The sequence below is a fragment of the Mucilaginibacter pallidiroseus genome, assembly GCF_007846085.1.
Classification (GTDB): domain Bacteria; phylum Bacteroidota; class Bacteroidia; order Sphingobacteriales; family Sphingobacteriaceae; genus Mucilaginibacter; species Mucilaginibacter pallidiroseus.
Genome location: NZ_VOEJ01000005.1, coordinates 1 through 25,765 on the forward strand (window position 1 = coordinate 1; position 25,765 = coordinate 25,765).

General features: G+C 43.6%; 27 protein-coding genes. 14 read left to right on the forward strand and 13 right to left on the reverse strand.

What is annotated here, in order from left to right:
• Positions 1-137 precede the first annotated feature (137 nt).
• A complete protein-coding gene (locus FPZ43_RS11040; protein ID WP_186461817.1) occupies positions 138-548 on the reverse strand; it encodes a helix-turn-helix domain-containing protein in 411 nt (136 codons plus the stop codon).
• Positions 549-1,106: 558 nt separating this feature from the next.
• On the reverse strand, positions 1,107-2,471 hold the full coding sequence (gene mnmE, locus FPZ43_RS11045) for a tRNA uridine-5-carboxymethylaminomethyl(34) synthesis GTPase MnmE (RefSeq protein WP_146381985.1): 1,365 nt from the start codon (positions 2,469-2,471) through the stop codon (positions 1,107-1,109).
• A gap of 154 nt (positions 2,472-2,625) precedes the next feature.
• On the opposite strand from mnmE, the gene FPZ43_RS11050 reads away from it, so the two are divergent.
• The 3 genes from FPZ43_RS11050 (at position 2,626) to FPZ43_RS11060 (ending at position 5,752) form a co-directional block, all read left to right on the forward strand.
• Positions 2,626-3,684, forward strand: coding sequence for a nucleoid-associated protein (locus FPZ43_RS11050; RefSeq protein ID WP_146381986.1), 1,059 nt, complete (start codon positions 2,626-2,628; stop codon positions 3,682-3,684).
• A gap of 179 nt (positions 3,685-3,863) precedes the next feature.
• Positions 3,864-4,151, forward strand: a complete 288-nt coding sequence (locus FPZ43_RS11055) for a hypothetical protein (protein WP_146381987.1) — start codon at positions 3,864-3,866, stop codon at positions 4,149-4,151.
• A 62-nt stretch (positions 4,152-4,213) separates the two neighbouring features.
• The gene (locus FPZ43_RS11060) at positions 4,214-5,752 is read left to right on the forward strand and encodes a DUF4394 domain-containing protein (protein WP_146381988.1); all 1,539 of its coding nucleotides are present in this window, start codon (positions 4,214-4,216) and stop codon (positions 5,750-5,752) included.
• A gap of 103 nt (positions 5,753-5,855) precedes the next feature.
• On the opposite strand, the gene FPZ43_RS11065 is transcribed toward FPZ43_RS11060, so the two are convergent.
• Positions 5,856-6,227, reverse strand: a complete 372-nt coding sequence (locus tag FPZ43_RS11065; RefSeq protein ID WP_146381989.1) for a DUF5655 domain-containing protein — start codon at positions 6,225-6,227, stop codon at positions 5,856-5,858.
• Between the two features lie 98 nt (positions 6,228-6,325).
• Here FPZ43_RS11065 and FPZ43_RS11070 point away from each other — a divergent pair, with 98 nt between their 5' ends.
• Complete coding sequence (locus FPZ43_RS11070; protein WP_146381990.1) at positions 6,326-7,228, forward strand: NAD(P)/FAD-dependent oxidoreductase; 903 nt, start codon at positions 6,326-6,328, stop codon at positions 7,226-7,228.
• Here FPZ43_RS11070 and FPZ43_RS11075 read toward each other — a convergent pair.
• The 4 genes from FPZ43_RS11075 to proS form a co-directional block, all read right to left on the reverse strand.
• Positions 7,225-8,142 (reverse strand): TIGR02757 family protein, encoded by a 918-nt coding sequence (locus FPZ43_RS11075; RefSeq protein WP_146381991.1) that lies wholly within the window; start codon positions 8,140-8,142, stop codon positions 7,225-7,227. The genes FPZ43_RS11070 and FPZ43_RS11075 overlap by 4 nt on opposite strands.
• 85 nt (positions 8,143-8,227) lie before the next feature.
• Positions 8,228-9,367 carry a cystathionine gamma-synthase gene (locus FPZ43_RS11080; RefSeq protein WP_146381992.1) on the reverse strand — a complete coding sequence of 380 codons (1,140 nt, stop codon included), beginning with the start codon at positions 9,365-9,367 and terminating at the stop codon, positions 8,228-8,230.
• A 91-nt stretch (positions 9,368-9,458) separates the two neighbouring features.
• On the reverse strand, positions 9,459-9,827 hold the full coding sequence (locus tag FPZ43_RS11085; RefSeq protein WP_146381993.1) for a four helix bundle protein: 369 nt from the start codon (positions 9,825-9,827) through the stop codon (positions 9,459-9,461).
• Positions 9,828-9,923: 96 nt separating this feature from the next.
• Positions 9,924-11,396: a proline--tRNA ligase gene (proS, locus tag FPZ43_RS11090; RefSeq protein ID WP_146381994.1), complete on the reverse strand. Its 1,473-nt coding sequence runs from the start codon at positions 11,394-11,396 to the stop codon at positions 9,924-9,926.
• A 103-nt stretch (positions 11,397-11,499) separates the two neighbouring features.
• On the opposite strand from proS, the gene FPZ43_RS19665 reads away from it, so the two are divergent.
• Both FPZ43_RS19665 and FPZ43_RS11100 read left to right on the forward strand, forming a co-directional pair.
• On the forward strand, positions 11,500-12,387 hold the full coding sequence (locus FPZ43_RS19665; RefSeq protein ID WP_146381995.1) for a hypothetical protein: 888 nt from the start codon (positions 11,500-11,502) through the stop codon (positions 12,385-12,387).
• A gap of 26 nt (positions 12,388-12,413) precedes the next feature.
• On the forward strand, positions 12,414-13,922 hold the full coding sequence (locus FPZ43_RS11100; protein ID WP_146381996.1) for an OmpP1/FadL family transporter: 1,509 nt from the start codon (positions 12,414-12,416) through the stop codon (positions 13,920-13,922).
• Positions 13,923-14,076: 154 nt separating this feature from the next.
• On the opposite strand, the gene FPZ43_RS11105 is transcribed toward FPZ43_RS11100, so the two are convergent.
• Positions 14,077-14,556: a Dps family protein gene (locus tag FPZ43_RS11105; RefSeq protein ID WP_146381997.1), complete on the reverse strand. Its 480-nt coding sequence runs from the start codon at positions 14,554-14,556 to the stop codon at positions 14,077-14,079.
• 98 nt (positions 14,557-14,654) lie between these two features.
• Between FPZ43_RS11105 and FPZ43_RS11110 the strand changes: the two genes are divergently transcribed.
• From FPZ43_RS11110 to FPZ43_RS11120, 3 genes are read left to right on the forward strand one after another with little or no spacing between them, the layout of a single operon-like run.
• The gene (locus FPZ43_RS11110) at positions 14,655-15,416 is read left to right on the forward strand and encodes a DUF4905 domain-containing protein (RefSeq protein ID WP_146381998.1); all 762 of its coding nucleotides are present in this window, start codon (positions 14,655-14,657) and stop codon (positions 15,414-15,416) included.
• Between the two features lie 21 nt (positions 15,417-15,437).
• Positions 15,438-16,493 (forward strand): DPBB and LysM peptidoglycan-binding domain-containing protein, encoded by a 1,056-nt coding sequence (locus tag FPZ43_RS11115; RefSeq protein ID WP_146381999.1) that lies wholly within the window; start codon positions 15,438-15,440, stop codon positions 16,491-16,493.
• The gene (locus FPZ43_RS11120) at positions 16,486-17,121 is read left to right on the forward strand and encodes a uridine kinase family protein (protein ID WP_146382000.1); all 636 of its coding nucleotides are present in this window, start codon (positions 16,486-16,488) and stop codon (positions 17,119-17,121) included. The genes FPZ43_RS11115 and FPZ43_RS11120 overlap by 8 nt, the downstream gene beginning before the upstream one ends.
• A gap of 1 nt (position 17,122) precedes the next feature.
• Here FPZ43_RS11120 and FPZ43_RS11125 read toward each other — a convergent pair whose 3' ends face one another.
• From FPZ43_RS11125 to rpsO, 4 genes are all read right to left on the reverse strand, one after another.
• Positions 17,123-18,322: an erythromycin esterase family protein gene (locus FPZ43_RS11125; protein ID WP_146382001.1), complete on the reverse strand. Its 1,200-nt coding sequence runs from the start codon at positions 18,320-18,322 to the stop codon at positions 17,123-17,125.
• Between the two features lie 91 nt (positions 18,323-18,413).
• Positions 18,414-18,689 (reverse strand): hypothetical protein, encoded by a 276-nt coding sequence (locus tag FPZ43_RS11130; RefSeq protein WP_146382002.1) that lies wholly within the window; start codon positions 18,687-18,689, stop codon positions 18,414-18,416.
• Positions 18,690-18,853: 164 nt separating this feature from the next.
• Entirely contained in the window at positions 18,854-20,995 is a 2,142-nt protein-coding gene (gene pnp / locus FPZ43_RS11135; RefSeq protein WP_146382003.1) for a polyribonucleotide nucleotidyltransferase, read from the reverse strand.
• Between the two features lie 131 nt (positions 20,996-21,126).
• Complete coding sequence (gene rpsO, locus FPZ43_RS11140) at positions 21,127-21,405, reverse strand: 30S ribosomal protein S15 (RefSeq protein ID WP_146382004.1); 279 nt, start codon at positions 21,403-21,405, stop codon at positions 21,127-21,129.
• A 200-nt stretch (positions 21,406-21,605) separates the two neighbouring features.
• Here rpsO and FPZ43_RS11145 point away from each other — a divergent pair, with 200 nt between their 5' ends.
• Positions 21,606-22,016, forward strand: coding sequence for an acyl-CoA thioesterase (locus tag FPZ43_RS11145; RefSeq protein ID WP_146382005.1), 411 nt, complete (start codon positions 21,606-21,608; stop codon positions 22,014-22,016).
• A 45-nt stretch (positions 22,017-22,061) separates the two neighbouring features.
• Here the strand turns inward: FPZ43_RS11145 and FPZ43_RS11150 are convergent, their stop codons facing one another.
• Positions 22,062-23,045 (reverse strand): D-alanine--D-alanine ligase, encoded by a 984-nt coding sequence (locus tag FPZ43_RS11150; protein ID WP_146382006.1) that lies wholly within the window; start codon positions 23,043-23,045, stop codon positions 22,062-22,064.
• 169 nt (positions 23,046-23,214) lie between these two features.
• On the opposite strand from FPZ43_RS11150, the gene FPZ43_RS11155 reads away from it, so the two are divergent.
• The 4 genes from FPZ43_RS11155 to FPZ43_RS11170 are packed head-to-tail and all read left to right on the forward strand — an operon-like array spanning position 23,215 to position 25,756.
• Complete coding sequence (locus tag FPZ43_RS11155) at positions 23,215-24,009, forward strand: PASTA domain-containing protein (protein ID WP_146382007.1); 795 nt, start codon at positions 23,215-23,217, stop codon at positions 24,007-24,009.
• Positions 23,996-24,301 (forward strand): rhodanese-like domain-containing protein, encoded by a 306-nt coding sequence (locus FPZ43_RS11160; protein ID WP_146382008.1) that lies wholly within the window; start codon positions 23,996-23,998, stop codon positions 24,299-24,301. The genes FPZ43_RS11155 and FPZ43_RS11160 overlap by 14 nt, the downstream gene beginning before the upstream one ends.
• A 22-nt stretch (positions 24,302-24,323) precedes the next feature.
• Positions 24,324-25,349, forward strand: a complete 1,026-nt coding sequence (mltG, locus tag FPZ43_RS11165; RefSeq protein WP_146382009.1) for an endolytic transglycosylase MltG — start codon at positions 24,324-24,326, stop codon at positions 25,347-25,349.
• Entirely contained in the window at positions 25,349-25,756 is a 408-nt protein-coding gene (locus FPZ43_RS11170) for an acyl-CoA thioesterase (protein ID WP_146382010.1), read from the forward strand. The genes mltG and FPZ43_RS11170 overlap by 1 nt, the downstream gene beginning before the upstream one ends.
• The last annotated feature ends 9 nt before the right edge of the window (positions 25,757-25,765 follow it).

Consider the following 25,765-nt stretch of genomic DNA (forward strand, 5'->3'; position numbering starts at 1 on the left):
AACCGTACAAAAACATCCGCTCTCAGGAGCCTATCTGTACAACAACTTTACTCTCTTTCAAACCCTAACTCAAAGGGGTCACTTTAGATTGGCGAAGAGGGGTCAACATCAGTGGTATATCCACCTTAGGCATTTTATTATCCGGGATTCAATACCCTGTCCAGCTCTGATTTGGCTACATATACAAATTTGCCTTCCTGAAACTTGAACAGGTTATTTCGTTTAATGATCTCGAATAGCGCTTTCTCAGAAATATTGAATTTCTTTTGTGCTTCGCCCATATTGTAGCATTCCGAGATCGGTGGAGGTTTGAGCTCCTTCAGTTGAACCACCGGAGGCAGTTCAAATAACTTATCGATATCCTTTCGGGCGACAAGTGTTTTTCTTTTTGATAGGTTAACGGCATTGAGTTTACCCAAGTTGATCATAGCGTAGATCATCTTATCGGATGCGCGAAGTAATTTTGCCGCAGTTTTGACATCAAGGTAATCTGCTTTGACCTGTTCAGAAGCGTTACCCTCCAGTACCTTTTTAACGACCTGATCCATCGACGCCATTTTCTGACCTCGTTCCTTAGCCTTATAAAAACGTTTGTTGCACAGTTTACTGCAAAAACGGGTCACTGTTGTCTTTGCTTAAAAAACATTCCCGCATTGCTCGCATAACCTATTTACCGTAAAATTTGAACTCATTCTAAAATCATTCGTTAAATCAGTTTGCCAAAATTTCAGCAAAGCAATCCCACGGGATAATTTCCCCTATTTTAAAACATTAATAATCAGATTATACCCCATACAGGGGAGATAACCGGGGCCTTAACTACAGATATGTTTTAAATTCTATCATCAGTTGTTAAGTCCCCAACTTTAAGGGTAATTAAGCGTATATAAGGCGCTATAAGCGGAAATAAGGGTATATAAGCGACTTAATTTCTCCCTAAAATTGTCAACTCAAAAATTTTCTTTTTTGAGTAACAAGATAGTAACAAAAGTAAGAAATACATCGCTAATTATCCAAGAAAATGGATAAGCAAAAATATCATAAGTTACTAACAATCAAATTTTTAATTGTCATTAGTTGTCGATGTTTTGGGTTGTTTGGAGGGGTCACTTGCCGATACAGAACTTACTAAATATATTCTCCAACAAGTCGTCGGTTGTTACGGCGCCGGTTATTTCGCTGAGGTAGTGAAGGGCCTGCTTGATGTCCATTGCGAGGAAGTCGGAGGTTACGCCGTCTATTCCATCGAGCACGCGGATCAGGGATTGTTCGGTTTTTTGGAGGGCTTCCAGATGGCGAATGTTGGTTACAAGAGTTTCGTTGCCCGTAAGTTGTTCCTTTACCGCAGCATTATATATCTTTTGCTTGAGCTCGTCAATATGCAGTTTTTCCTTGGCTGATATAATTATGGCCTTTTCGGTGTGTGGCAGTGTAGCAAGCTGATCCGGGTTCAAAAGATCGGCCTTATTAGCTATCACCAGCATGGTGATACCTGGTGCCTGCAGACTGGCTATATCAGCTTCTAGGTCGGCCAAAGATATCTGCTCTGCATCGAATACATAAAGCAACAAGGCCGACTGACTAATTTTTTCCATTGTGCGCTGCACACCTATTTGCTCAATAGCATCCGTTGCTTCGCGGATACCGGCCGTATCTATCAGTCGAAAGTTTATTCCTTTAATGTTCAGTACTTCTTCAATCGTATCACGAGTGGTTCCTGGGATATGGCTTACAATGGCGCGTTCTTCATTCAGTAAGGCATTCAGCAAGGTTGACTTTCCCGCGTTAGGCCTGCCGGCAATTACCGTGTTTACACCGTTTTTAATGGCGTTACCCAATTCGAACGATTGTATTAACCCACCTATTATTTTGGTAATTTGATGGATCAATTGCTTTAGCTGATCACGGTTGGCAAACTCAACATCCTCTTCAGCGAAGTCAAGCTCAAGTTCGATGAGCGAGGCAAACTGCACCAATTGTTCGCGCAGGTGTTGTAGCTGGTTGCTGAACCCGCCGCGCAGTTGCTGCAAGGCTACCTGTTGCGACGCTTTTGAGTTAGACGCGATCAAATCGGCAACGGCTTCGGCTTGTGACAAGTCCAGTTGGCCGTTCATAAAAGCCCTTAAGGTAAACTCGCCGGGCTTTGCGGCCCGTGCGCCATTTTTTAGCAGTAGCTTAATTATCGACTCGATAATGTAATTCGACCCATGGCATGATATCTCCACCACGTTTTCGCGCGTGTATGATTTCGGGCCGACAAATAACGACACGACAACTTCGTCCAATATAAAATCCCCATCGGCAATACTACCGTAGTGCAGTGTATGAGTTGCCTGTTTAGTTAAGTCTTTGCCTTTAAAAACTGCGTTAGCCATCATAATTGCATCGGGACCCGAAAGCCTGATCACCCCTATCGCACCGCTCCCACTTGGTGTAGCAAGGGCTATTATAGTATCTTCTGTTTGTATCATTGAGTCATCACGTTAGCGGGTGTTTCCACTAACAATCTGCAAAATTCGGTATTTACAGCCAATCTTCCTAAGTCATAATCCTGTCAACGATGTTTAAAAATAATAGATTGATGCCTTCAATCACTCAACTACATTTCCCTACCTTCGCGGTATTATGGTAACTTTTTTTGAAGCATCGCTTGATACTATCTCCGTACACCATGTAGGCAACCAATCTCAAGGAGAAATGTATTCCCTCTCCGACGAGCCTCTGGAGCTAAAAGATGAAGTGATTCCGGCGTTATTGTTACAGTATTTTTTAAAGCCCTTCGAAAAAGCCAACGAAGTTTACCATTTGATGCACAGCAGCGGCGACCTTTTTTTAAATGAGGTGTATAACTTTACCACTAAAGTGTTTGAGGATCAGCAAAAGTTTCAGGAAGCTTCAGACCAACTGGCAAAACACTTATACAGCGTAAGCACCCACCCCAACATTAAAGGCGGCGAATTTTATGTTACCTACTTTAAGCAGGTGCAGATAGAAGGTGATTTGCTGGATGCTATTGGCATCTTTAAATCAGAAAATAAGGAAACATACCTGAAGGTGTATCCTGATCAGGGAGGCTTTGCGGTAGATTACGAACAGGAGGCCATCAACATCAACAAACTTGACAAAGGTGTACTGATCTTTAATATTGAAAAAGATAACGGCTACAAAGTAGTTGTGGTAGATAAGGTTACCGGCGGCCAGGACGCAGCCGTTTACTGGAAGGACGAGTTTTTACAGCTCCGCATACGTAACGATAGCTTTAACCAAACTACTAATACGCTGGGCGTTTACAAAAACTTTGTGACCCAAAAACTCGACGAAGAATTTGACATGAGCAAGGCAGATAAAATTGACCTGCTTAATCGCTCGATGAAGTATTTTAAAGAAAAGGAAACCTTCGACCTGGATGAATTTGCCGAAGAAGTGATCAGCAACCCCGAAGCCATTACATCATTCAAAAACTTCAAAACCCAGTACGAAGAAGAGTTTGATAGCCCTATAGCCGACAGTTTTGAGATATCCGGTAACGCTGTTAAGAAACAGGCCCGCGTTTATAAAAGCGTTTTAAAGCTTGATAAAAACTTCCACATATACATTCATGGTGATAAGGACTTAATCGAGAAAGGCTTTGACGATGGCAAGGCTATGAACTATTACAAGGTTTATTTTAAAGAAGAAGCATAGTCAGCTTCAGGTCTCCATACAGCATCAACCCCTTTTAGGAGTACATAAATTATTCTAATTAAACCGATTTAAAAACTGTAATGCGGCGCTAATCGTATCTAAATGTAACAATCTACCAATTGTTGAACATTTACGTGATAGCAATTCCACTAAATCCGTCTTCGTACTGCCGCATTTTTTTGGCATTCCTACTAATCTTTTTGATCGGTGCAAAGGTTGCTATGCCGGCCTTTGCTGAGTCGAAGCAAGAGAAGGTAGTGTCTGCAGAACAAGGCGATGATGATAGTGATAAGAAGGCTGAAGACGACCTTTCTTTAAAAAAAGAAAAGGAGGCTATTGGCTTTTACAATGAGCATACTGCCTTTCTGCCACAACAGATTGACATTTTGCACAACACTGCTTATCAAAACAATTACAAATCATCTCACCACCGTAAGGTAACTATCCCGCCTCCCGATAGCGTCTAATTACATTCCGAAATCACTGGCCCTCGGCCTCAAGTCATTTATTGTAATTAAAAATCTATCTAATGAAATCATTAAACACCTATATATTAAGGGCAGGTATACTTTGCGCCCTATCTACAGTTTTTTTAACATCTTGTAAAAAAGATAATGATGGCCCTAAACCGGGGCAAAACGAAGTTGCAGGTCCCGACCTGGCAATTTACGCCGTAACAGCCGATAATCAACTGCTTGCCTTGAATGCTAAAAACGTGGCATCGGTTACTGCAACAGTTGCTATAACAGGCTTGCAAACCGGCGAAACCATTGTCGGTATCGATTTCCGCCCGGCGACAGGTGAACTATATGGCTTGGGAAGCACCAGCCGCATTTACGTGATCAATAAAACATCGGGCGCTGCAAGGGCAATTGGTGCAGCAGCATTTACCCCTGCCATTACAGCTTCGGCAATGGGTGCCGGGTTCGACTTTAACCCTACGGTTGACAGGATACGCTACGTTGGCTTTGACAAACAGAACCTGCGCATCAACCCTGAAACCGGAGCCGTACAAGCAGTAGATGGCGCTATAAACGGGCCAACAAATCCTGGTGTTGCTACAGTAGCTTATACCAACAGCCGGGCAGGTGCAAGCACAACTACACTTTTTGATATAGACGTTACCAACGACAAATTGTACAAACAGGACCCGCCTAACAATGGCACCCTTGTAGAGGTTGGTGCACTTACCGTTGATGCCGAAGCAGCTACGGGTTTTGATATCAGCCCGGATGGTACCGCCGCATTAGCAGTGCTAACCGTATCAGGCACTAAAGGTCTATACAGCATCGATCTGACTACCGGTAAAGCAACCAAGGTGGCAGGCCAGTTAGCCGCTACCGTTACAGCAATTGCTATCCCTACAGAGCCGGTTGCTTATGCCATATCTGCAAGTAACGAGCTAATGATATTCAACCCGATGAACCCGGCACCTGTTGTAAAAACAATTACAGGTATTGCCGCGGGCGAAAATATCCTGGGTATCGACTTCCGCCCGGTTAATGGTCAGCTTTATGCGCTTGGCAGCACAAGCAGGTTGTATACAATCAACACATCGTCTGGCGCGGCTGTAGCTATTGGTACTGCACCGCTTACAACGCTACTGTCCGGTACCGATTTCGGTTTTGATTTTAACCCAACTGTCGACAGGATTCGCGTGGTGAGCAACACCGGCCAAAACCTTCGCTTGAATCCCGACAACGGATTAGTTGCAGCTATTGACGGTAACTTATCACCGGGAACGCCATCTGTAACCGGAGCTGCTTATACCAATAATTTTGCAGGTGCAACCACTACTGTACTGTTTGATATAGACACACAAACCAATACCCTTTACAGGCAAGACCCGCCAAACACCGGCACGCTTGTATCTGTAGGCTCGTTGGGTGTTACAGCAACAGCAGCAAATGGGTTTGATATTGGCAGCACCAGCGGCACAGCGTACGCATTGCTTACCGTAAGCGGCGCGACCAAAGTATATACCATAAACCTTACAAGCGGCGCGGCTACGGCTGGCGCTACTTTACCTGTAGCTGTTAAAGGCTTTACAGTAGGTTTAGGTTTTTAACACATATTAAATCCGCATACAAAAAAGGCTCAATACTAATGGTATTGGGCCTTTTTTGTGGAGTGATGTAACACATTACGTTATTACTACCTCACCAGATTTTTCAGCTCTGCTCGTTATTCCAAGCCAGCTTCATGAAATGCAAAACCTCATCGTTAATATTATCAGGATGCATTATCCGTAGGTGATGATTAAACTGACTTTGCCCCGGCACCTGGGCAATTTTCCTGAAGCACAAATTATCGGGATATGCTTGCTCAAATGGGAAAACTATGTCTATGAAGTTTTTACCAAGCTGTGTTACCCAGGCAATACGCCTTGTACTATTTGCTATGCCAATCATGGTTTTAGCGGGATGCAATGCAACCGGGCCTGAAGTTTGAAAATGGCTTATAAAGCAATTAAATAATGATAACGTAAGCTCACTTTTGCCCGATAGTAGGGCTGAAATCTGTTTGTCTGTTTCTTTATCCATGACTCGAATTAGATTGAAGATAGTCATAAAACTGTATTATTCGCATTTAACAAATGCAATTTAGTTGCATTTGTTAAATTGCCTGTTACTTTTGCTTTATGGCAACAGCATTTGATGTAATCATTATTGGCGGCAGCTACGCGGGACTATCCGCAGCTATGGCACTTGGAAGGGCACTGAGGAGCGTTTTAATAATTGACAGCGGTAAGCCCTGTAACCTGCAAACGCCGCATTCACACAACTTAATAACCCACGATGGCGAGATACCATCCAACATAGCCGAACTGGCTTTAGAACAGGTTTTAGCATACCCTACCGTAGTTTTAAAAGACGGTATTGCTATTGATGCAGCAAAACTTAAGGATGGATTCACGATACTTACAGCAGACGGAGAAACTTACACGGCCAAAAAGTTACTATTTGCCACAGGCCTTAAAGATATTATGCCCGATATACCCGGCTTTGCTGAATGCTGGGGCATATCTGTAATTCATTGCCCCTATTGCCATGGCTACGAGGTGAGGCACCAGCCAACCGCACTGCTTGCCAACGGCGAAATGGCATATGAGTTTGGCAGCCTGCTTACAAACTGGACAAGCAATCTTACAATTTTTACCAACGGCCCCTCAACTTTAACTACTCAACAAACCGAAAAATTAGCGCAGCACAAAGTGTCCATAAACCAGCAATTTGTAAGCGAGATCATACACAATAAAGGGTATATTGATAGTGTGGTATTTGCCAATGGTGATAAACTTGAGTTGAATGCGATGTACGCAAAAATAGGTTTTGAGCAACACAGCACCTTGCCCGAGCAATTGGGTTGCAAGCTAACTGAGCATGGCTTAATTTATGTAAATGAGATGCAGGAAACCAGTGTTGAAGGCATCTATGCCGCAGGCGATAATACAACATTGATGCGTTCACTAAGCAACGCAATAGCTGCAGGGGGTAAAGCCGGCGCTATGATAAACCACAAGTTAGTTAAGGAAAGCTTTTAAAGCTGGGGCAGGATGCCTTCTATACCCCAACGCTCTTCGATACCGAGGCCGAAAAGCGCAAAATCATATTTAACCGGGTCGGTTGGGTCGAGTTCGCGCAGATTATGGGTAAGCTCTACAGCGGTTTGCCAATCGGTTCGCTTGCGTGTAATTAATTTCAGTTTACGCGCCACACGGTCAACATGCAAATCGCAGGGGCATATTAAGTCGGCAGGTTTAAACTCGTTCCAGATACCGAAGTCGACCCCCTGCTCATCTTTTCGTACCATCCAGCGCAAAAACATATTGAGCCGTTTACATGTAGACTTTTGCGACGGCGATGACACATGCTTTTTTGTACGATGAGGAAAATCGGGCAGAGAAAAGAAATATGAGCGAAAGTGGTTGAGGGCGGCTTCGGCCCCCCAGCCCCCTGAAGGGGAAGCAGAAACATTGGCAGGGTCAGTCTGAGCTTGTCGAAGACTTAATGAAGCGGTTAATGTTTCGACAGGCTCAACATGACTCGTTAATGTTACCATTTTTAACTCCCCCCTGATAGGGCCAGGGGGCAAAAACGCATCCTCTAATGATTCGTATCTTTCATAATGCCACCTGAAAAAGCTGATGAAATAAAGGGTATCTATATCGTTGAATGTGCGATGCTTGAAGTGCAGCAATCTTTTAAGATCAGGCTCCTGGTGATTAACGATAAAATCATAGGGCGCACCATCCATTAGTGCAATTAATTCTTTACACTTATTAATGATGGTAACCCGTTGCCCCCAGGCCAGGGTCGCGGCCCAAAAACCCATGATCTCGATGTCCTGCTTTTTGCTGAACAAATGCGGGATACTTACAGGGTCGTTAGCGATAAACTCCGGTCGATTGTATTGAGCAACCTTAGCGTCTAGAAAGGCTTTGAGGTTATCGTTCATTATTTGTATCAGGTATCAAGTAGTTAGTATCAAGAAAAAGGGAACCGAAAGCGTGCTGATACTTGATACTAACTACTAGATACTATTAGGCCAACGCCTGCTTCAAATCTTCCAATAAGTCTTCAATGTCCTCCACCCCTACACTTAAACGCAGCAGGTTATCTACAACACCGGCCTTATCGCGCTCTGCTTTGGGGATAGAGCCGTGGGTCATGCTTACGGGGTGATTAATTAATGATTCAACGCCACCTAACGACTCAGCCAAAGAGAATACTTTAAACGAGCCGGCAATACGGTAAGTGTCTTCAAGAGTTGCATCCTTTAATACGATCGAGATCATACCGCCAAAATCACGCATCTGGTTTTTGGCGACCTCATGGTTCGGCGAATCGGGGAAGCCCGGCCAATAAATCTTTTCAACCCTTGGGTGGTTTTTCAGGAACTCGGCTACCTGACGGCCGTTTTCACAGTGCGCCTTCATACGCAAATGCAGGGTTTTAATACCGCGAAGCACCAAAAAGCTATCCATGGGGCCGGGTGTGGCACCGCAGGCATTGTATATAAACCAAAGCTTTTTATAGAGCTCTTCGTCGTTCAGCATCAGGGCACCCATTACCACATCGCTGTGGCCGCCGATGTATTTGGTTACCGAATGCATAACGATATCGGCACCAAAGTCAATCGGGTTTTGCAGGTATGGCGATGCAAAAGTATTGTCTACCACAAACAGCAAATCTTTCGAGTTTGCAATTTTACCTACCGCCTCAATATCTACAATTTGCATGGTAGGGTTGGTAGGCGTTTCAATCCATATCAGCTTGGTTTTGTCGTTTACATATTCGTTGATGATGTCGGGGTTAGACAGATCAAGGAAGTGAAACTTGATACCATAATTAGCATAGATCTTGGTAAAGATTCGGTATGATCCACCGTATAAATCATTTCCCGTAATTACCTCATCGCCAGGGGCAAGTAATTTCATTACGCCATCCGTAGCGCCCATACCGCTCGAAAAAGCCAAACCATATTTAGCATTTTCCAAAGCTGCCAAACAATCTTCCAAAGCCTTACGTGTAGGGTTTGTACCACGCGAGTACTCATAGCCCTTATTATCGCCAGGCGATTTTTGCCAGTAGGTTGATGTTTGGTATATCGGCGTCATAATAGCGCCGGTAGTTGGATCGGGCTCCTGCCCTGCGTGTATTGCTTTAGTTGCGAATTTCATAAGTTAGTGAATGGTTGATTGGGTGAGTAGAGAGTAGTTGGGTATCGGCGAATGGTAACATAAACTAACCACGTGCACAATAATCGATTCATCACTCACCCATTTTCTTGCTTTTTAAATATTGAATATATCCATTTATTAATTTCAAACAGCTTTCATATTCTGGATGAAACGATTGTAGAATTTCCTCAGTAATAATTTTTTCGTCCAGAGCGATAATCAAATGGTCGAGCGTTTCCGTTAATGAACCTCTTGCCACAATGCAAAACCGGATATTATCCTGATAATGAAAACGTCCGTGCCCTTCCGCTAAGTTATTACCTATAGAACGTGAAGAACGGATGATTTGATCTGCCAACCGAAACTTTTCATCAACCGGAAACTTCTTTACAAGATCAGAAACAATGTTTCTGATCTTCCTCGATTGCTTCCAGGCTTCTAACTCTGTGAACGAGCCCATACTCTAGATAATAATAAGATTGTAGTGTTTATTGCATTAAATTATGCATAAGCAGTTAAACCGCTCACCATTAACCCAATCAACTACTCACCAACATTAATATGCCCTTGCAAACAACACGCGCTGTGTAGACGGCTTGCCGGTAAGGATGCACTTGCCCTCTTCCTGCTTATTGTTTAAAGGTATACAACGTATTGTTGCCTTAGTTTCGTCTTTTATTTTTTGCTCAGTTTCTGATGTGCCGTCCCAGTGGGCAGATATAAAGCCCGGTTCTTCGTCGAGCATGCGTTTAAACTCCTCCCAGGTATCCACTTCTTTGGTGTTCTCTGCACGGAAATCAAAGGCCTTTTTGTAGATATTCTGTTGTATCTCTTCTAACAAACCTTCAATCCTTTCGGCAAGTCCTTCCTGCGCAACTGTTTCCTTAGTTTTAGTGTCGCGGCGGGCAAGCTCGACTGTGCCGTTTTGCATATCGCGGCTGCCTATGGCAACGCGCAATGGTACGCCTTTCAACTCGTACTCGGCAAATTTTGCACCCGGGCGGTGTGTATCGCGGTTATCAAATTTGATGGAGATACCTTTCGCCACAAGTTCTTTTTTAAGCGCATTTACAAACGTGGTTATGTTTTCCAGCTCCTCATCATGCTTGTAAATAGGCACTATAACCACCTGTATTGGTGCCAGTTTTGGTGGCAATACCAGGCCGGCATCATCACTGTGCGACATGATGAGCGCGCCTATCAAACGGGTTGAGACACCCCATGATGTTGCCCACACGTAATCCTGCTTGTTATCTTTTGTGGTAAATTTTACGTCGAACGCTTTGGCAAAGTTTTGCCCTAAAAAGTGCGATGTACCTGCCTGCAAAGCTTTACCATCCTGCATCAGCGCTTCAATACAATAAGTGTCTAACGCACCTGCAAAACGCTCGTTGGCGGTTTTGCGACCGCGCACTACAGGCACCGCCATAAAGTTTTCGGCAAAATCGGCGTATACATCAAGCATCTGTTCGGTTTCGGCTATAGCTTCCTCGGCGGTAGCATGTGCCGTATGGCCTTCCTGCCATAAAAACTCACTGGTGCGTAAAAACAAACGGGTGCGCATTTCCCAGCGCATAACGTTGGCCCACTGGTTAACCAGGATAGGCAAGTCGCGATAGCTTTGGATCCACCCGCGGTAGGTGTTCCAGATGATAGTTTCGGACGTTGGGCGGATGATTAATTCTTCTTCTAATTTTGCGTCGCTGTCCACAACAATATTACCATCTCCATCGTTCTTAAGGCGGTAATGTGTTACAACGGCACATTCCTTTGCAAAGCCCTCTACGTGGCTGGCTTCTTTAGAGAAAAATGACTTGGGTATAAGCAACGGGAAATAAGCGTTTACGTGCCCGGTATCCTTAAACATTTTATCGAGCGATGCCTGTATTTTTTCCCATATAGAGTAACCATAGGGCTTGATGATCATACATCCGCGTACGGGCGAATATTCGGCCATATCAGATTTTATTATCAGGTCATTAAACCATTGCGAATAATCTTCGTCTTTACTGATGACACCTTTGCTCATATATTGATTTTTGGAATGAAATTTGACTTTAATTAAGTATTAGCAAAGTGCCAAATTTATAAATTTATACGTTTATTTGGACTCGAATATTTACACCACAAAAATGAAAAGGAACCTTATCTACGGAATTATCGCGATCGGCGCTATAGCGCTGAGTTCCTGCTCCGTCAGCAAAACTGCATCTACAGCTAATGATGATGTTTACTTCTCGAAGGCTACCGCTGCCGAGGAACCTCAATATGCTGCCCGCCAAACTTACAATCAGGATGCCGGCCAGCAGGACAGTTATTATGACGGGGGCGATGACGATTATTTTTACTACGACGATTATGCATCGCGCATTAATCGCTTTAGCTATTACTCTCCTTTCGGATATTATGATTATGCATATAGCCCATATGGCTACGGTTACGGCGGTGGCTGGAATATAGGCCTGGGTTACGGTTGGGGCGGCGGCCTTGGCTGGGGTGGTTACGGCGGCTGGGGCCTTGGCCTTGGTTATGGCTGGGGCGGCTATGGCGGCTGGGGTTACAACCCATGGGGCTTTGGCTATTCACCATACTATTACTGGGGCACCGGTTGGGGCGGTGGCTGGGGTGGCGGCTATCCTTACTGGGGTGGCTACTCGGCTTACAACGGTGGCAATGCCCGCCCTAATCGCGGTAACGGAAACCCAGGACGCGGAATGGGTAATGCAAATAATGGTTTAGCAACACGCGGTATATATAATGGCCGGGCAGATAATGGCATTGGCTATTATCCTGGTGGACGTGCAGTACGCGATGCCAACGGCATGTCTGTTGGTAGGCCGGGCCGCAACGGCAGCACAGTTAACCAAAGGCCTACGGCTCGCGGTAACGACGGATACCAAAGGCCGCAAATTTACCAGCAACCTGCTCCGCAACCTTCTTCATCATCATTTGGTGGCGGCGGTTCACGTGGTGGCGGCGGCTCAAGCGGCGGTGGCGGAGGCAGACCGGGCAGACCATAATTTTATAACCTTGCACACATATATCCATGAAAATAAAATATATACTAAGCGTGGTGGCTATAGTAGCCCTCACAAAAAATAGCTTTGCACAATATTCGCAAGATGCGATACGCTTTTCGGGCGGCTTAAACGGATCAACTTCCCGCATAAAAGCATTGGGTAATGCCGGTACCGCTGTTGGTGGCGACTTAAGCAATATAAGTGGCAACCCTGCTGGTCTTGGTTTCTTTACCCGTTCAGAGTTAAGCATCACCCCAGAGTTTGATGGCTCAAAAGTGAAGTCGACGTACTTTGGCCAGTCTATGAGTGATAGCCGCAATTCGGGTAACGTAGCGCATGCCGGTCTTGTAATTTATAACCAACTTAGCAAACCGCGCGGTGCCGATAAGTCAAAAGGATGGCTAAGCGTTAACTATGGTGTTAGCTTTAGCCGTAACAATAATTTTTACGAGAACATCTCATACGGCGGGGTAAATAACACCAGCACTATTGCCAATTACTACAGTAACCTGGCCAACCAAACCAAACTTAGCGATAACCAGGGCTTTTATCTGCCGGATGGTTCGCTACAGTCATGGGCATACAACCAGTATTTAATTGAAGAGCAAAATGGCAACTACTTCCCTAATGCGCAAAACGGAAGCACCCAGTTAATGGGTATAACCCGCGAAGGAGGTGTAAGCACGGTTGATTTCTCATTAGGAGCCAACTACAGTAATAAACTTTATCTTGGTTTTGGCGTAGGTTTCACATCATTAAGGTATAACTCTTCGCAGGTATTTTCAGAGAACGGTGTTGTTAACTTACCAGCAACTCCAACGGATCCCGCTGAGTCATTAAATTACCAAAGCCAGTTTTACCAAAATCAAATTACTCGCGGATCGGGTATTAACGCGCGCTTAGGTTTAATTTACAAACCGGTTGAGTCGGTACGTTTGGGCGCGACGTTTACCAGCCCTACCTGGTATAATATCGATGATAATTACAGCGAGGGCTTAAGTACCCGCTATCCTCAAAGCACCTCAAATGCTAATTTCTCTGATGGTACAACTGACCCTTACTTCCTTAATTACAATTTACGCACGCCCTGGAAAGTAGCGGGTGGTTTAGCTGTATTTGCAGGCAAGTACGGTTTTATAACTGGTGATGTGGAATACGTAGATTATTCATCAGCTAAAATTTTACGCAACAACGATTACAATAACACAGGCGATAATGCTGATATAGCTTCTTTATACCGTGGTGCAATAAACGCACGTATTGGTGCCGAAGCAAGGTTGAATAGCATATTCTCGTTACGTGGTGGTTATGGTATCCAGGGCCGTGCACTGAGAGATAAAGACCTTGGCGGCGATATCAAAACGGCAAGTGCGGGTATAGGTGCCCGTTTTGGCGCTTACTATGTTGACGCTACTTATCTACATATAACCAATAACCAAACCGTATTTCCTTACGAAGTTGGTGCGGCAAGCCCTTCTGCCCTTCTTAATAGAAGCGCAAACAACGGATATTTGACAATTGGTTATAGATTTTAAGTTAGAGAACAGTTGATCAGAGGTGAGAGATTGGTAAAATCTTAATTTCTGTTCACATAAAACAAAAAAAGCGATGAACATTCATCGCTTTTCTTGTTTTATAGGATTTAACTAAAGGGCCTTATCTCTAATCTCCTACCTCCAATCTCTCTAATTAATCTTCATTAACAAATGAGCGCAGCATCCAGGTATTCTTTTCTTTAAACTGCATAAAGCGGTTTACCATATCATTAGTGCCATCGTCGCCGGCATCGGCTGTTATGTCCAAAATTTCGCGTTCCATTTCAATGAGGGCAGCCATATCTTCTATCAAAGCTTTTACCATGTCGATGTCTTTCATACCAATGGTGTTCACTTCTTTTAAAGCCGATGTTTGGATATAATCCTGGAAAGTGCTGTATGGGGGTTTGCCTAGTGTTAGGATGCGTTCAGCAAGTTCGTCAATTGTGGTCAATGCCTCGGTGTAAAGCTCTTCGAATTTAACGTGTAGCGTAAAAAAACTTTTGCCTTTAACATTCCAGTGGCAACCGCGTAATTTTTGATAATGTATGTGATAGTTGGCCAGCAAATCGTTAAGATGATCAACTACCGGCTTTACTTTTTTTTCCTCTAAGCTTATTTTTTCTGCGTCCATAATGATTGTGATTGTTTTGATTGTTTAACAGTAGTGGTTATGCTTTGTTTATCAAATATAAGGTGGATGAATTTAAAATCCGATATTTGCACACTCATATGACAATGCTTCAACCATCCATTCAAAAGAAATTTAACGGCACCATTTGGCGGCTGGAATTTGATGAATTAAGCAGTGTTTTAGCATTAGAAATTCGAAATCAACAAGATAAGCAAACCAGTTTTACCAGTATAGACATAAATACGGGCAATATCAATTTTGAAGGGCTTACCACGCCCGAGCGTTGGCTTACCGGCATTGAATGTGTTTATAACAATGTGTTATTACTTCATCATTATAAAAATGAGTCGGGGCCCGAGCATAGGGCTGTAATCGGTATCGACGCAACCAACGGCCAAACCCTTTGGAGCAACTACAGCCTGGCCTATGACCATTTAACAGAAGATGGCCCCGCTTTATACAATACCAGTGTACAGCCACGCAAATTATTTATTGCCGATATTAAAACAGGAACAACTAAAAGCCCAAATAACAGCGCTGCAAATAAACCTTTGCAAAACAGGATAGTCATACCTGATATGCTGCCCGCTGCAGATCTTGTGCCTGGCAGCCTGCCTTTACCGCCTTACGGAAATATAGTACATTATCTCCGTCACAATAATTACATAATAGTATCTTTGCACACGCAAAAAAACGGATCGCTGCAGCAGCATTTGTTTGTAATGCGTGGCAGCGAAATAGTGTTTACCGATTTGTTGAACACTAGTATACAAAAACTGCAACCCGAGGCGTTTGTAATACACAACAATACCTTGGTTTTTATAACAAATAGGGATACGATCAATATCATAAACCTGTAAACTATTGATTAATAATAAATTATGAAATTTAAGCTGTTAGTGTTAATCATACTTTCTGTTGCCCTTTCCTCTTCGTTATACGCAACTTCAATTCCTCTCGATTCGATAGGTATCGAAAACCTGAACGGTAAAAAAGTTATTCTGCATAAGCTCGATCCAAAAGATAACTTTTACTCTATCGGTCGCAAATATGGTGTAAGCCCTAAAGTAATTATGGACTTTAATAAGAACGCCAAGATGGCTATAGGCGCTATTATCAAAGTACCTACCGAGCGTTCGATCGTAGAAACTACCGGTACTCCAGCACAGCAAACGCAAGCCCAACCAGCGGTGCAGCAACCTGCAGCCACACAGCCCGCAGCAGTACAAACAAAACCAGCAACACAACCGCCTGTAGTTAGTCCGCCTCCTGCCACACAAGGCAAGCCTGTTATTACGCAGCCGGCTCCAGTTGCAGCAAACAACCAGGCAGCCAACAACGCCAACCCACCCGCCATACAGCAATACAAGGTATCGGCAGGTGAAACGCTTTATTCAATTGCCAAGCGCTTTGGCACCACTGTGGAAGATTTAACCAAGTTGAACAACTTAAAATCGACCATAATGCCGGGGCAGGTATTGCAAGTGCGTACAGGTACGCCGCCCCCACCGCAACAGCCTGTAGCACAACAGCAAGACAGTAATGGTGGCATCCCTCCACGCAACGCAGGGTCAGACAGTTTAATAACCAGGCGCGACTCAACCTATCTTGCGCCGGACAGCCTTGACAGACGCGGCACCAACCGTTACGGATTATTTGAAAAGAATGAAAAGGGTGTGGCCACTTACATTGATGATGCCAGCCTTGATCCTAATAAAAAACTGATACTTCATCGCACCGCCCCTATTGGTACGGTAATGCGCCTTACAAACCCAATGACAGGCAAATTTGTATTTGCGAAGGTTGTGGGCCGCTTTACCGATGACCAGGCTACCAGGGATGTAATTGTTGTGATGACTAAAAATGTTGCGCAATCTATTGGCGCTATCGACAAACGCTTTCAGGTAAATATAAGCTACGGAACTCCTAATGAATAAACCTTATGTTATTGGCATTGCCGGCGGCAGCGGCAGTGGTAAAACTTTTTTTTTGAAATGTTTTCTGGAGCATTTTACTGACGAGGAAGTGTGCCTGGTATCGCAGGATGACTATTATATCCCGGTTGCACATACCATGACCAAGGAGGAAAACAAGCTTTATAACTTTGATCTTCCATCCACCATTGATCATGACCATTTTGAGGATGACATTTTCAAGCTATTGCGTGGCGAATCATTCGTGAAGCAGGAGTATACTTTTAACAATCCCGACGCAAAGCCTAAGATGCTGGAGATAAAGCCTGCTCCTATCATTATTGTCGAGGGCCTGTTCATATTGCACTTTAAAAAAATAGCCGAAGTATTGGACATGACTATTTTTATTGAGGCCGATGAAGAAGTTGCCCTTGCACGCCGCCTGAAACGCGATTTGCTTGAGCGCGGCTATTCTAACGATGACGTACAATACAAGTGGCACAACCATGTTGTACCGGCATACAAAGAGTATCTATTACCTTACAAGAATACCTGCGATAAGATCATCATCAACAATACCCAACAAGCTGCAGACATTATCAAAGTAACCGATGAGATTTCGCAGGAACTGCGCGACAAAGTGTTAAGCTGATTTACCGTAATGGCTGTGACGGCGTGGTGTTCCTGAAAAACATAAGGGCATCAAAATCTATACCGGGCCGCATTGGTAGTACCCTCTTAATACTCCAATTTGCAAATACATTGGTAATGTTGCCTGTTTGCCCGCTGATTAGGCCATTGCTACTAAATGGCAGGTAAAAATTAGGCTGACTGGCGGAAGCAAACCAAGCTGAAAAAGAAGGTTGCGGGGTTTGAAACGCATACTTTACGTAATAGTCGCCATTCATAACGGTTACGCCACCTTGATAGGTATCAAACGCAAGCGCAAAATACTGGCTTTGATATTTATTTCTTAGATAATAGCCCATCCCCTTGCATTGCGCCATTGTAGTATCCTTGGCCAAGTGCACGTTGTGCCCCCAGATAATTGTTTTCCTTTTTCCTGCCTGTTGCGTTTCGGTGATATTGGCCGCCATAAATTTGTCGCGCGCCAATGGGTCCGTAAGTAATGTACCTTGGTATAATATCGACAACCTCTTCTTAAATTCAGCGAAGCCAACTGGCCCGGACTGCTGACTGCTTACCTCGGTATTTAAACCTGAAAGTATGGCTTGTTCTGTTAAGGGCAGATCAAACATATTGTTAAAGCCTAGAGCCGTAACTTTTTTTAAAACCTTAATAGCATTCGGGCCACTTTGATACGTTTGCTGATGTTGTAGTAAATAGTTAATGCAATACTTGGCAGATGCATCAATATCACGCTTAAAGTAATCGGTATCAAAGCCGAATATAGCAACCTTTGTTCCGGCAGCCTGCTTATCATTAAATTGCTTTAGTGATTGGAAAAGCCTGTAAAATTCTTCCGTCCTAAACAAACGCAGCGGTTTCATGAGTTGCCGCAAATTGCCTCTGCCTGTTTGCAGGTAATTATTGATCGGCTCAATAGCTGAATAGCCATACTCAAACCCTATAGATCGATAATTGTCTTTACTTATCAAATAATTAACAATCCGGCTTTTCTCTGTATAAAACTCATGCGTACCGTGTGATGCTTCGCCCAAACCGCAGATAACGTTACCCTTTAGTTGCGCTGCCAGGTATGGCAAATAGCTACCTGAGGCATCAACCGGCTTAATGGCCGCATTAAGCGCGTCAACATCAAATTGCTGTGCAAAACATATAGTAACGAAAAGCTCTAAAAATAATACAAATCCAAGAAAGCGTTTAAACATGCCCTACCATACAAGTGATGGCATATATACAAGATGTATCAGGGTTTGGTTTTTCAAAATTTGCCGGGCGGCGAATAATAGGATGAAAGTATCAATCGCAGTTAAGCAGCAGATCGTAATATTTTTTCATCAAAACGGTATCGTAATTTACCAGTGAGTTATAAGCTTCGGTAACCAATTCGTTAAGGATGGACGATCCAAGCTGGCCCGCACCATTCGGAATGGCGTCGTAATACGCTATTAACTCCTTCACCCGGATAATTTCATACAGAAGCTGCTGTATAAGGTCGGTAGTTTGAGAATTACCGCCTTGCATGCCCTGCCCGTTATTCAGGAAGCTTAAAGGATCATTAGTAGTAGAAGTCATCTCTCGAATAGGAACGGCTTTATCATGTACACTTTACACTTATCACTCTAACTATATGCTACAGATCTTTTGACGTTTTGTTTTGCGTTTTTTTTATTTTATAGAATGCAAATAACAAAGCCCTCATTAAAAGGGCTTTGTCATTTTTGATATTATCCCGACAATTACTCCTTGTCGGCTGGTTTGTTGCTCTCCGGCTTTGGCAATAAAGCCTTGCGGGAAAGTTTTAACTTACCTTGTTTGTCAACATCTAACAATTTAACACGCACTTCGTCGCCAACCTGGAAAATGCCATCCATGCTTTCAAAGCGTTTGTGGTCGATTTCTGATATATGCAGTAATCCGTCTTTACCAGGCATGATCTCAACAAATGCACCAAACGGCATAATTGATTTCACTTTACCTTCATAAATCTCGCCAACTTCCGGTTTTGAAGCAATAGCACGGATACGACCAACAGCCGCATCAATAGCAGCTTTATTATCGGCAAATACCTGCACTATACCAACGTTGTTAACCTCTTCGATAGAGATAGTAGCGCCGGTTTCACGTTGCATTTCCTGGATAATTTTACCACCGGGACCAATAACGGCACCAATAAACTCTTTATCGATTTTGATGGTAACGATACGAGGAGCGTGTGGTTTGTAATCCTCACGTGGCGCAGTAATGGTTTTAGCCATTTCGCCAAGGATATGTAAACGGCCGTCTTTAGCCTGGTTTAATGCGTTTGATAATACTTCGTAAGATAAACCGTTTATTTTCAAGTCCATCTGTACAGCAACTATACCGTTTTTAGTACCGGTTACCTTAAAGTCCATATCACCTAGGTGATCCTCATCGCCAAGGATATCTGATAAGATGGCATATTTGGTACCCATTTCATTTGTTATAAGGCCCATTGCGATACCTGATACCGGGTTGGTAATTTTAACACCTGCATCCATTAAAGCTAATGTACCGGCGCAAACTGTTGCCATTGATGACGAACCGTTTGACTCAAGGATATCAGAAACGATACGGATAGTGTACGGATTTTCATCCTCGCTTGGCAATACGCGTTTTAATGAACGCATAGCCAGGTTACCGTGACCAATTTCGCGACGACCAGCACCACGGTTAGGACGAACTTCGCCAGTTGAAAAACCAGGGAAATTATAGTGTAACAAGAATTTTTGGTAACCATTGATGAAAGCACCATCAATCATCTGCTCATCATCTTTAGCACCTAAAGTAACGGTGGTTAATGATTGCGTTTCGCCACGTGTAAATACGGCCGAACCGTGTGCAGATGGCAGGTAACCAACTTCGCTCCATATAGGGCGGATCTGGGTGGTTGAGCGACCGTCTAAACGTTTGCCTTCATCCAATACAAGGTTACGGATAGCATCGTACTCAACATCGTGGTAGTACTTTTTAGCTAATGATTTTGTGATGTCATCAATCTCGCCAAGCGTTTCGATGTATGCATCTCTTACGGCCTTAAATTTAGCACCGCGCTCTTCTTTTGCAGAAGCTGCAGAAGCGATGTCATAAACCTGCTGGTAAGTAGCCTCGTAGATAGCTTTTTTAAGATCTTCGTTGCTGTGCTCGTGGTTGTAAACACGTTTCTCGGTTTTGCCAACCTCAACAGTCAATTCTTTTTGAGCAAGGCATTGAACTTTGATAGCGGTATGTGCAAACTTAATTGCTTCAACCAGTTCTTCTTCCTGTATCTCGGCACTTTCGCCTTCAACCATGTTTATATCATGCTCGTTACCGGCAACAATAAACTCAAGGGTTGCATTAGCCAATTGGCTAAGTGTTGGGTTGATAACCAATTGACCATCAATTTTTGCTACACGTACTTCAGATATAGGGCCGTTGAACGGGATATCCGAAACAGATAGCGCGGCAGAAGCTGCCAAACCTGCAAGTGCATCAGGCATAATATCTTTATCGGCACTGATCAGGGAGATCATCACCTGTGTGTCTGCATGATAATCTTCAGGGAACATTGGGCGCAGCGCGCGGTCAACCAAACGAGAGATTAAAACCTCATAGTCTGACAAACGTGCCTCGCGGCGTAAAAAACCACCCGGGATACGGCCTGTAGCAGCGTATTTTTCCTGATAGTCAACAGAAAGCGGTAAAAAATCTACCCCTTCTTTGGCCTCAGGCGATGATACTACGGTAGCAAGCAACATTGTGTCGCCCATTTTAACTACTACCGAGCCATCTGCTTGTTTGGCCAGTTTACCGGTTTCGATTTCGATGGTGCGACCATCGCCTAAATCAATAACCTTTTTAATTACGTTTAAACTCATCTTTTTTGTGTTGTGGCGTGCTTTTCATCTTCGGGAGCACACCGGATTTTTATGTGTGTAGAAATTGTTTTAAAAAGTAAAAAAGCCATCCTGCATTTTGCGGACGGCTTTTTTTAAAATTTCAACAAAAGTTATTTGATGATATCCCTTAGCTGTAAAGCTTTGATGATAGCACGATATCTTTCAATGTCTTTTTTAAATAAGTAAGCTAATAACGCGCGGCGTTTACCTACTAGTTTCTGCAATGATAACTGGGTTGAAAAATCATGTTTGTTTTTTTTCAAGTGACCGGTTAAATGTGCAATACGTGTTGTGAATAAAGCTACCTGACCTTCGGCCGAACCTGTATCAGTTGCGCCTTTTCCGTGTGTTGCAAAGATCTCTGCCTTTGCTTCTTTACTTAAATACATTACCTGAATAATATTAAAGCGTTTATACTTTTGTTAATTGTGGTGCAAAGATACGCTTTAAATTCGAAAGTAAAAGTGTAAAGTTTAAAAGTAAGGCCTATATCCCGCATTGTATCGAAGTAAAGGATTTTAACTTATGAATTATTTGATTGCGCAATCAGTATGCTTTTTGACTTTTAACTTTCTACTTTTGACTTATTATGTCATACGCAACCTTTGAGACAGAACACCGTGTACGCCCCGATGATATTGATATGTTTAGGCATGTACATAACAGCCGTTATTTCGATTATGTACTGGCAGCCCGTTACGAACAGATGGACCGCTACTATGGCATGAGCATGGAGAAATTTATGGAGCGTGGTTTCGGCTGGGTAGTGCGCACGGCCCATGTTGATTACAAACGGGCCCTTACCATGGGTGATTATTTTACCGTGAAAACCGGCATTGAAACCATAAACGATAAAGGATGCCGCGTTGCATTTACCTTAACCAACAAAGCCACCGGCAAGGTTTGCTGCGATGGTTATTTTGATTATGTAATGATTGATATGCAAACCGGCCGCGGCGTAAAAATCCCTGAGGATATTGTTGAGCATTACGGGATATAGCATCAGATATATCCGGGCGTAATTAAAACGCAGAAAGGCCTGCAATTAATGCGTACCCTCGATAATCTTTCCGTAAAAGTTGCCCACGTTCATACCCATAGCACGTACCTGCTGCGGAATAAGGCTATTTGCCGATTGTCCTGGCGTGGTATTTATTTCTATAAAATAAAACTCCTGCGTATCCTTCAGTAAAATAAAGTCAACCCTTACCATGCCGCGGCAGTTCAGTCGCAGGTAAACCTGCGTAACAATCTCACCAATCTCCTGCACCTTTTCGGCGGGTAAATCTGCAGGGGTTACTTCCTCAGTTACACCGGGAGTGTATTTTGCTTCATAATCAAAAAAGTCTTTCGAGCTTTTAATTTCCGTGGCCGGCAACACGGTTACTTTGCCATCCAAACGGGCTATGCCAATACTAAACTCGCGTCCTTTTATAAACTCCTCAATCAATATCTGCGGATCTTCCTTAAAGGCTTTATCAATAGCATCCTGCAGGCCGGCAACATTGTAAACCTTGCTCATGCCCACGCTGCTGCCGCCGTTATTTGGCTTAATAAAAAGCGGGAATTTTAACGTTGCTGCAATGGTGGCGGTGTCATGCCTGTCCTTTTGGTGCAACTGAACAGACTTTGCCGTATGCAAACCATGTATGCCCTGCACCACAGATTTGGTGTAGGCCTTATTCATAGTAATGGCCGATGTTGTGGCATCGCAGGTGTTGTACGGAATGCCTATCATATCCAGGTAGCCTTGCAGCTTACCATCCTCACCGGGTGTACCATGCACAGTAATAAACGCAAAATCAAATTTGATTCTGTCTCCCCCTATTGTAATTGAAAAGTCGTTCTTATCAACAAACACGTTTCCGTCAGCACCCTCATACACCCAGCTATCGCGATTGATAAGTATGGTGTATACCTTATATTTTTGCAAATCGAGATTGGCCGCGATATTTTTTGCACTGTTGATAGATACTTCGTACTCGCCGGTATAACCGCCGGCTAAAAGGGCTACGTTAATAGGATTCATGCTGATGATAGTATGCTATGTTTCGGTTTCGAAATTAAAGATAAAAGCTAATTAATTGCACCAATTTAAAAATTGATTACCTGGTGCTACACCGGGCCAAATCATATAGCTAAAATTCTGAATACCGAAATTTTGCGCTATGTTTGGTGGTAATTTTGCGATTGTACATATGGAGAAATTTTGGGCTTATTTAAAAACAAGGCAATTCAGAAACACGATATTACTGGTTATAGCAACTGTTATTACCATAGTGCTGGTAGCTTTTTTTAGCCTGAGCTCATATACCCGCCATGGCGAAGGTATCCCTGTGCCAAAATTAAAAGGCCTTAATGTTGACCGTGCAATGGAATTGCTGAAAGAGCAGGGATTTAATTACAAAATTGACAGCGTTTATGTGCCCGACCAGGCACCCGGCGCCATTGTAGAGCAAGACCCTGATGCCGGTACAAACGTAAAAGAAGGCCGTACTATTTACCTTACAATGGTTACGCAACTGGCACCAAATGTATCGCTTCCTGATTTGCTTACCAACGAAAGTATATACCGCGAAGCTGTTGCAACGCTATCTAACTATGGCCTTAAAATAGGCGACACTACTTATACATCGGACATTGCCCGCGACCGTGTTCTTGAAATGCGCTATAACGGGCAGGTAATTAAACCGGGTACAAAAATACCAAAAGGCTCAAAAATTGACTTGGTGCTGGGTAATGGCGAAGGTGCAAGCGAGGTAGATATACCCGAGCTTACTGATCTTGACCTTGACGCAGCCAAATTTGCTATTCGCGGGGCTAAACTTACCATAGGCACTATCACCTACCAAGGAACCATTACCGATTCAACAAACGTTGTTGTTGTTTCGCAAAGCCCAATGCGCAGCGATTCGTTAAGCAAAACCAGTATTGGTACGCGTATAAACCTGGTTGTTTCACAAGGACAAGCACTACCTAATGAATCAAATTGATGCTGTACAGCTGCAGCAACGGCTCAATAACGGCAATAGTATTAATTTACTTGATGTTAGGGAGCCGATGGAATACCTTACGCACAACATTGGCGGGCAAAACATCCCTGTAGGGAAACTTCAGGAGCATATCAGTAGCTTAGCTTACAACAAAGCAGACGAGATTATCGTTATTTGCAGTGCAGGACTACGCAGCCAAACCGGTGTGCAAATACTTGAGCAAAACGGCTACACAAACGCAGTTAATTTAAAAGGCGGCTTAAAGGCCCTGCAAAGAGCAAACAATCAATAACAAACCATCCACCACAATAATCATGTTAAAAAAATTTATTATCGCGCTGATCATCATCGTTGTGATATCACTGGCAGGTACCGGTATTTTTTATTACCTGCGCCTGTTTGGGCCTAATGTAAGCGATAAAGAAAAATATTTGTACATACACACAGGCTCCAACTTCGAGGCCGTTTATGATACCATTCGTGCAAAGGGCATTGTAAAAGACACTACAACTTTTATGTGGGCTGCCCACAACATGAAATATATTAACCGGGTTAAACCGGGCAAGTACCGCCTTAAGCCGGGCATGAACAACCGTAACTTCATCAACATGCTGAAGGCCGGCAATCAGGAACCTGTTGACTTTGCTTTCCACAACATACGCCTTAAAACACAGTTTGCAGGTTTTGCCTCAAGGAAGCTCGAACCGGATTCAACGGCATTTCTTCGCCTGTTAGATTCGGCCCAGTTTGCCGAAAAACATGGCTTTACTACCGACAATATCTACGCTGTATTTATCCCGAATACCTACCAGATTTACTGGAACACAACGCCCGAAAAATTCTTTGAGCGCATGTATGCCAACTATCAAAAATTTTGGACGGCAGAGCGTAAGCAAAAGGCCGAGGCCTTGAACCTTTCTCTCGTGCAGGTATCTGTTTTGGCATCTATAGTTGATGCTGAGGCTTTGCATGATAATGAAATGCCTGCTATTGCGGGATTGTATCTGAACCGTCTTAAAAAAGGCATGAAATTGCAAGCCGACCCAACAGTAATTTATGCTACCGGCGATTTTACAATAAAACGCGTACTTAACCGCTACCTGGTTACCAACTCGCCTTATAATACTTATATGTACACTGGCTTGCCTCCGGGCCCTATTATGATGCCATCGGTAAATGCTATTGATGCTGTGCTTAATTATCAAAAAAGCGACTACCTGTACATGTGTGCCAAAGAGGATTTTTCGGGCTACCATGCGTTTGCAACTAACGAGGCCGACCATAAAATAAACGCCCGCAAGTTTCAGCAGGCACTCAACGAAAGAAACATCAAACGCTAATGTTTCAGCACTCAACCAAGCTTAGGGTTCGCTATGGCGAAACCGACCAAATGGGCTACATGTACTATGGCAACTACGCCGAGTTTTTTGAAGTTGGCCGTGTAGAAATGCTGCGCAGCCTGGGCCTTACCTACGCAGGTATGGAGGCAGATGGTATTATGATGCCTGTGCTGGAGATGAACTGCAAATACCTTAAACCGGCACGTTACGATGAGGAAATTACAATTAAGGTTACCATGGCCAAAATGCCAGCTGTAAAAATTCATTTTAAGTATGAGTTGTTCAACGAAAACAATGAACTGATACACGTTGGCGAAACCCTGCTTGCATTCATCAACATGAAAACCAATCGCCCATCGCTGCCAACGCAGGCATTTTTAGATAAAGTGAAGCCGTTTTTTGAGTAACTTAGCTTG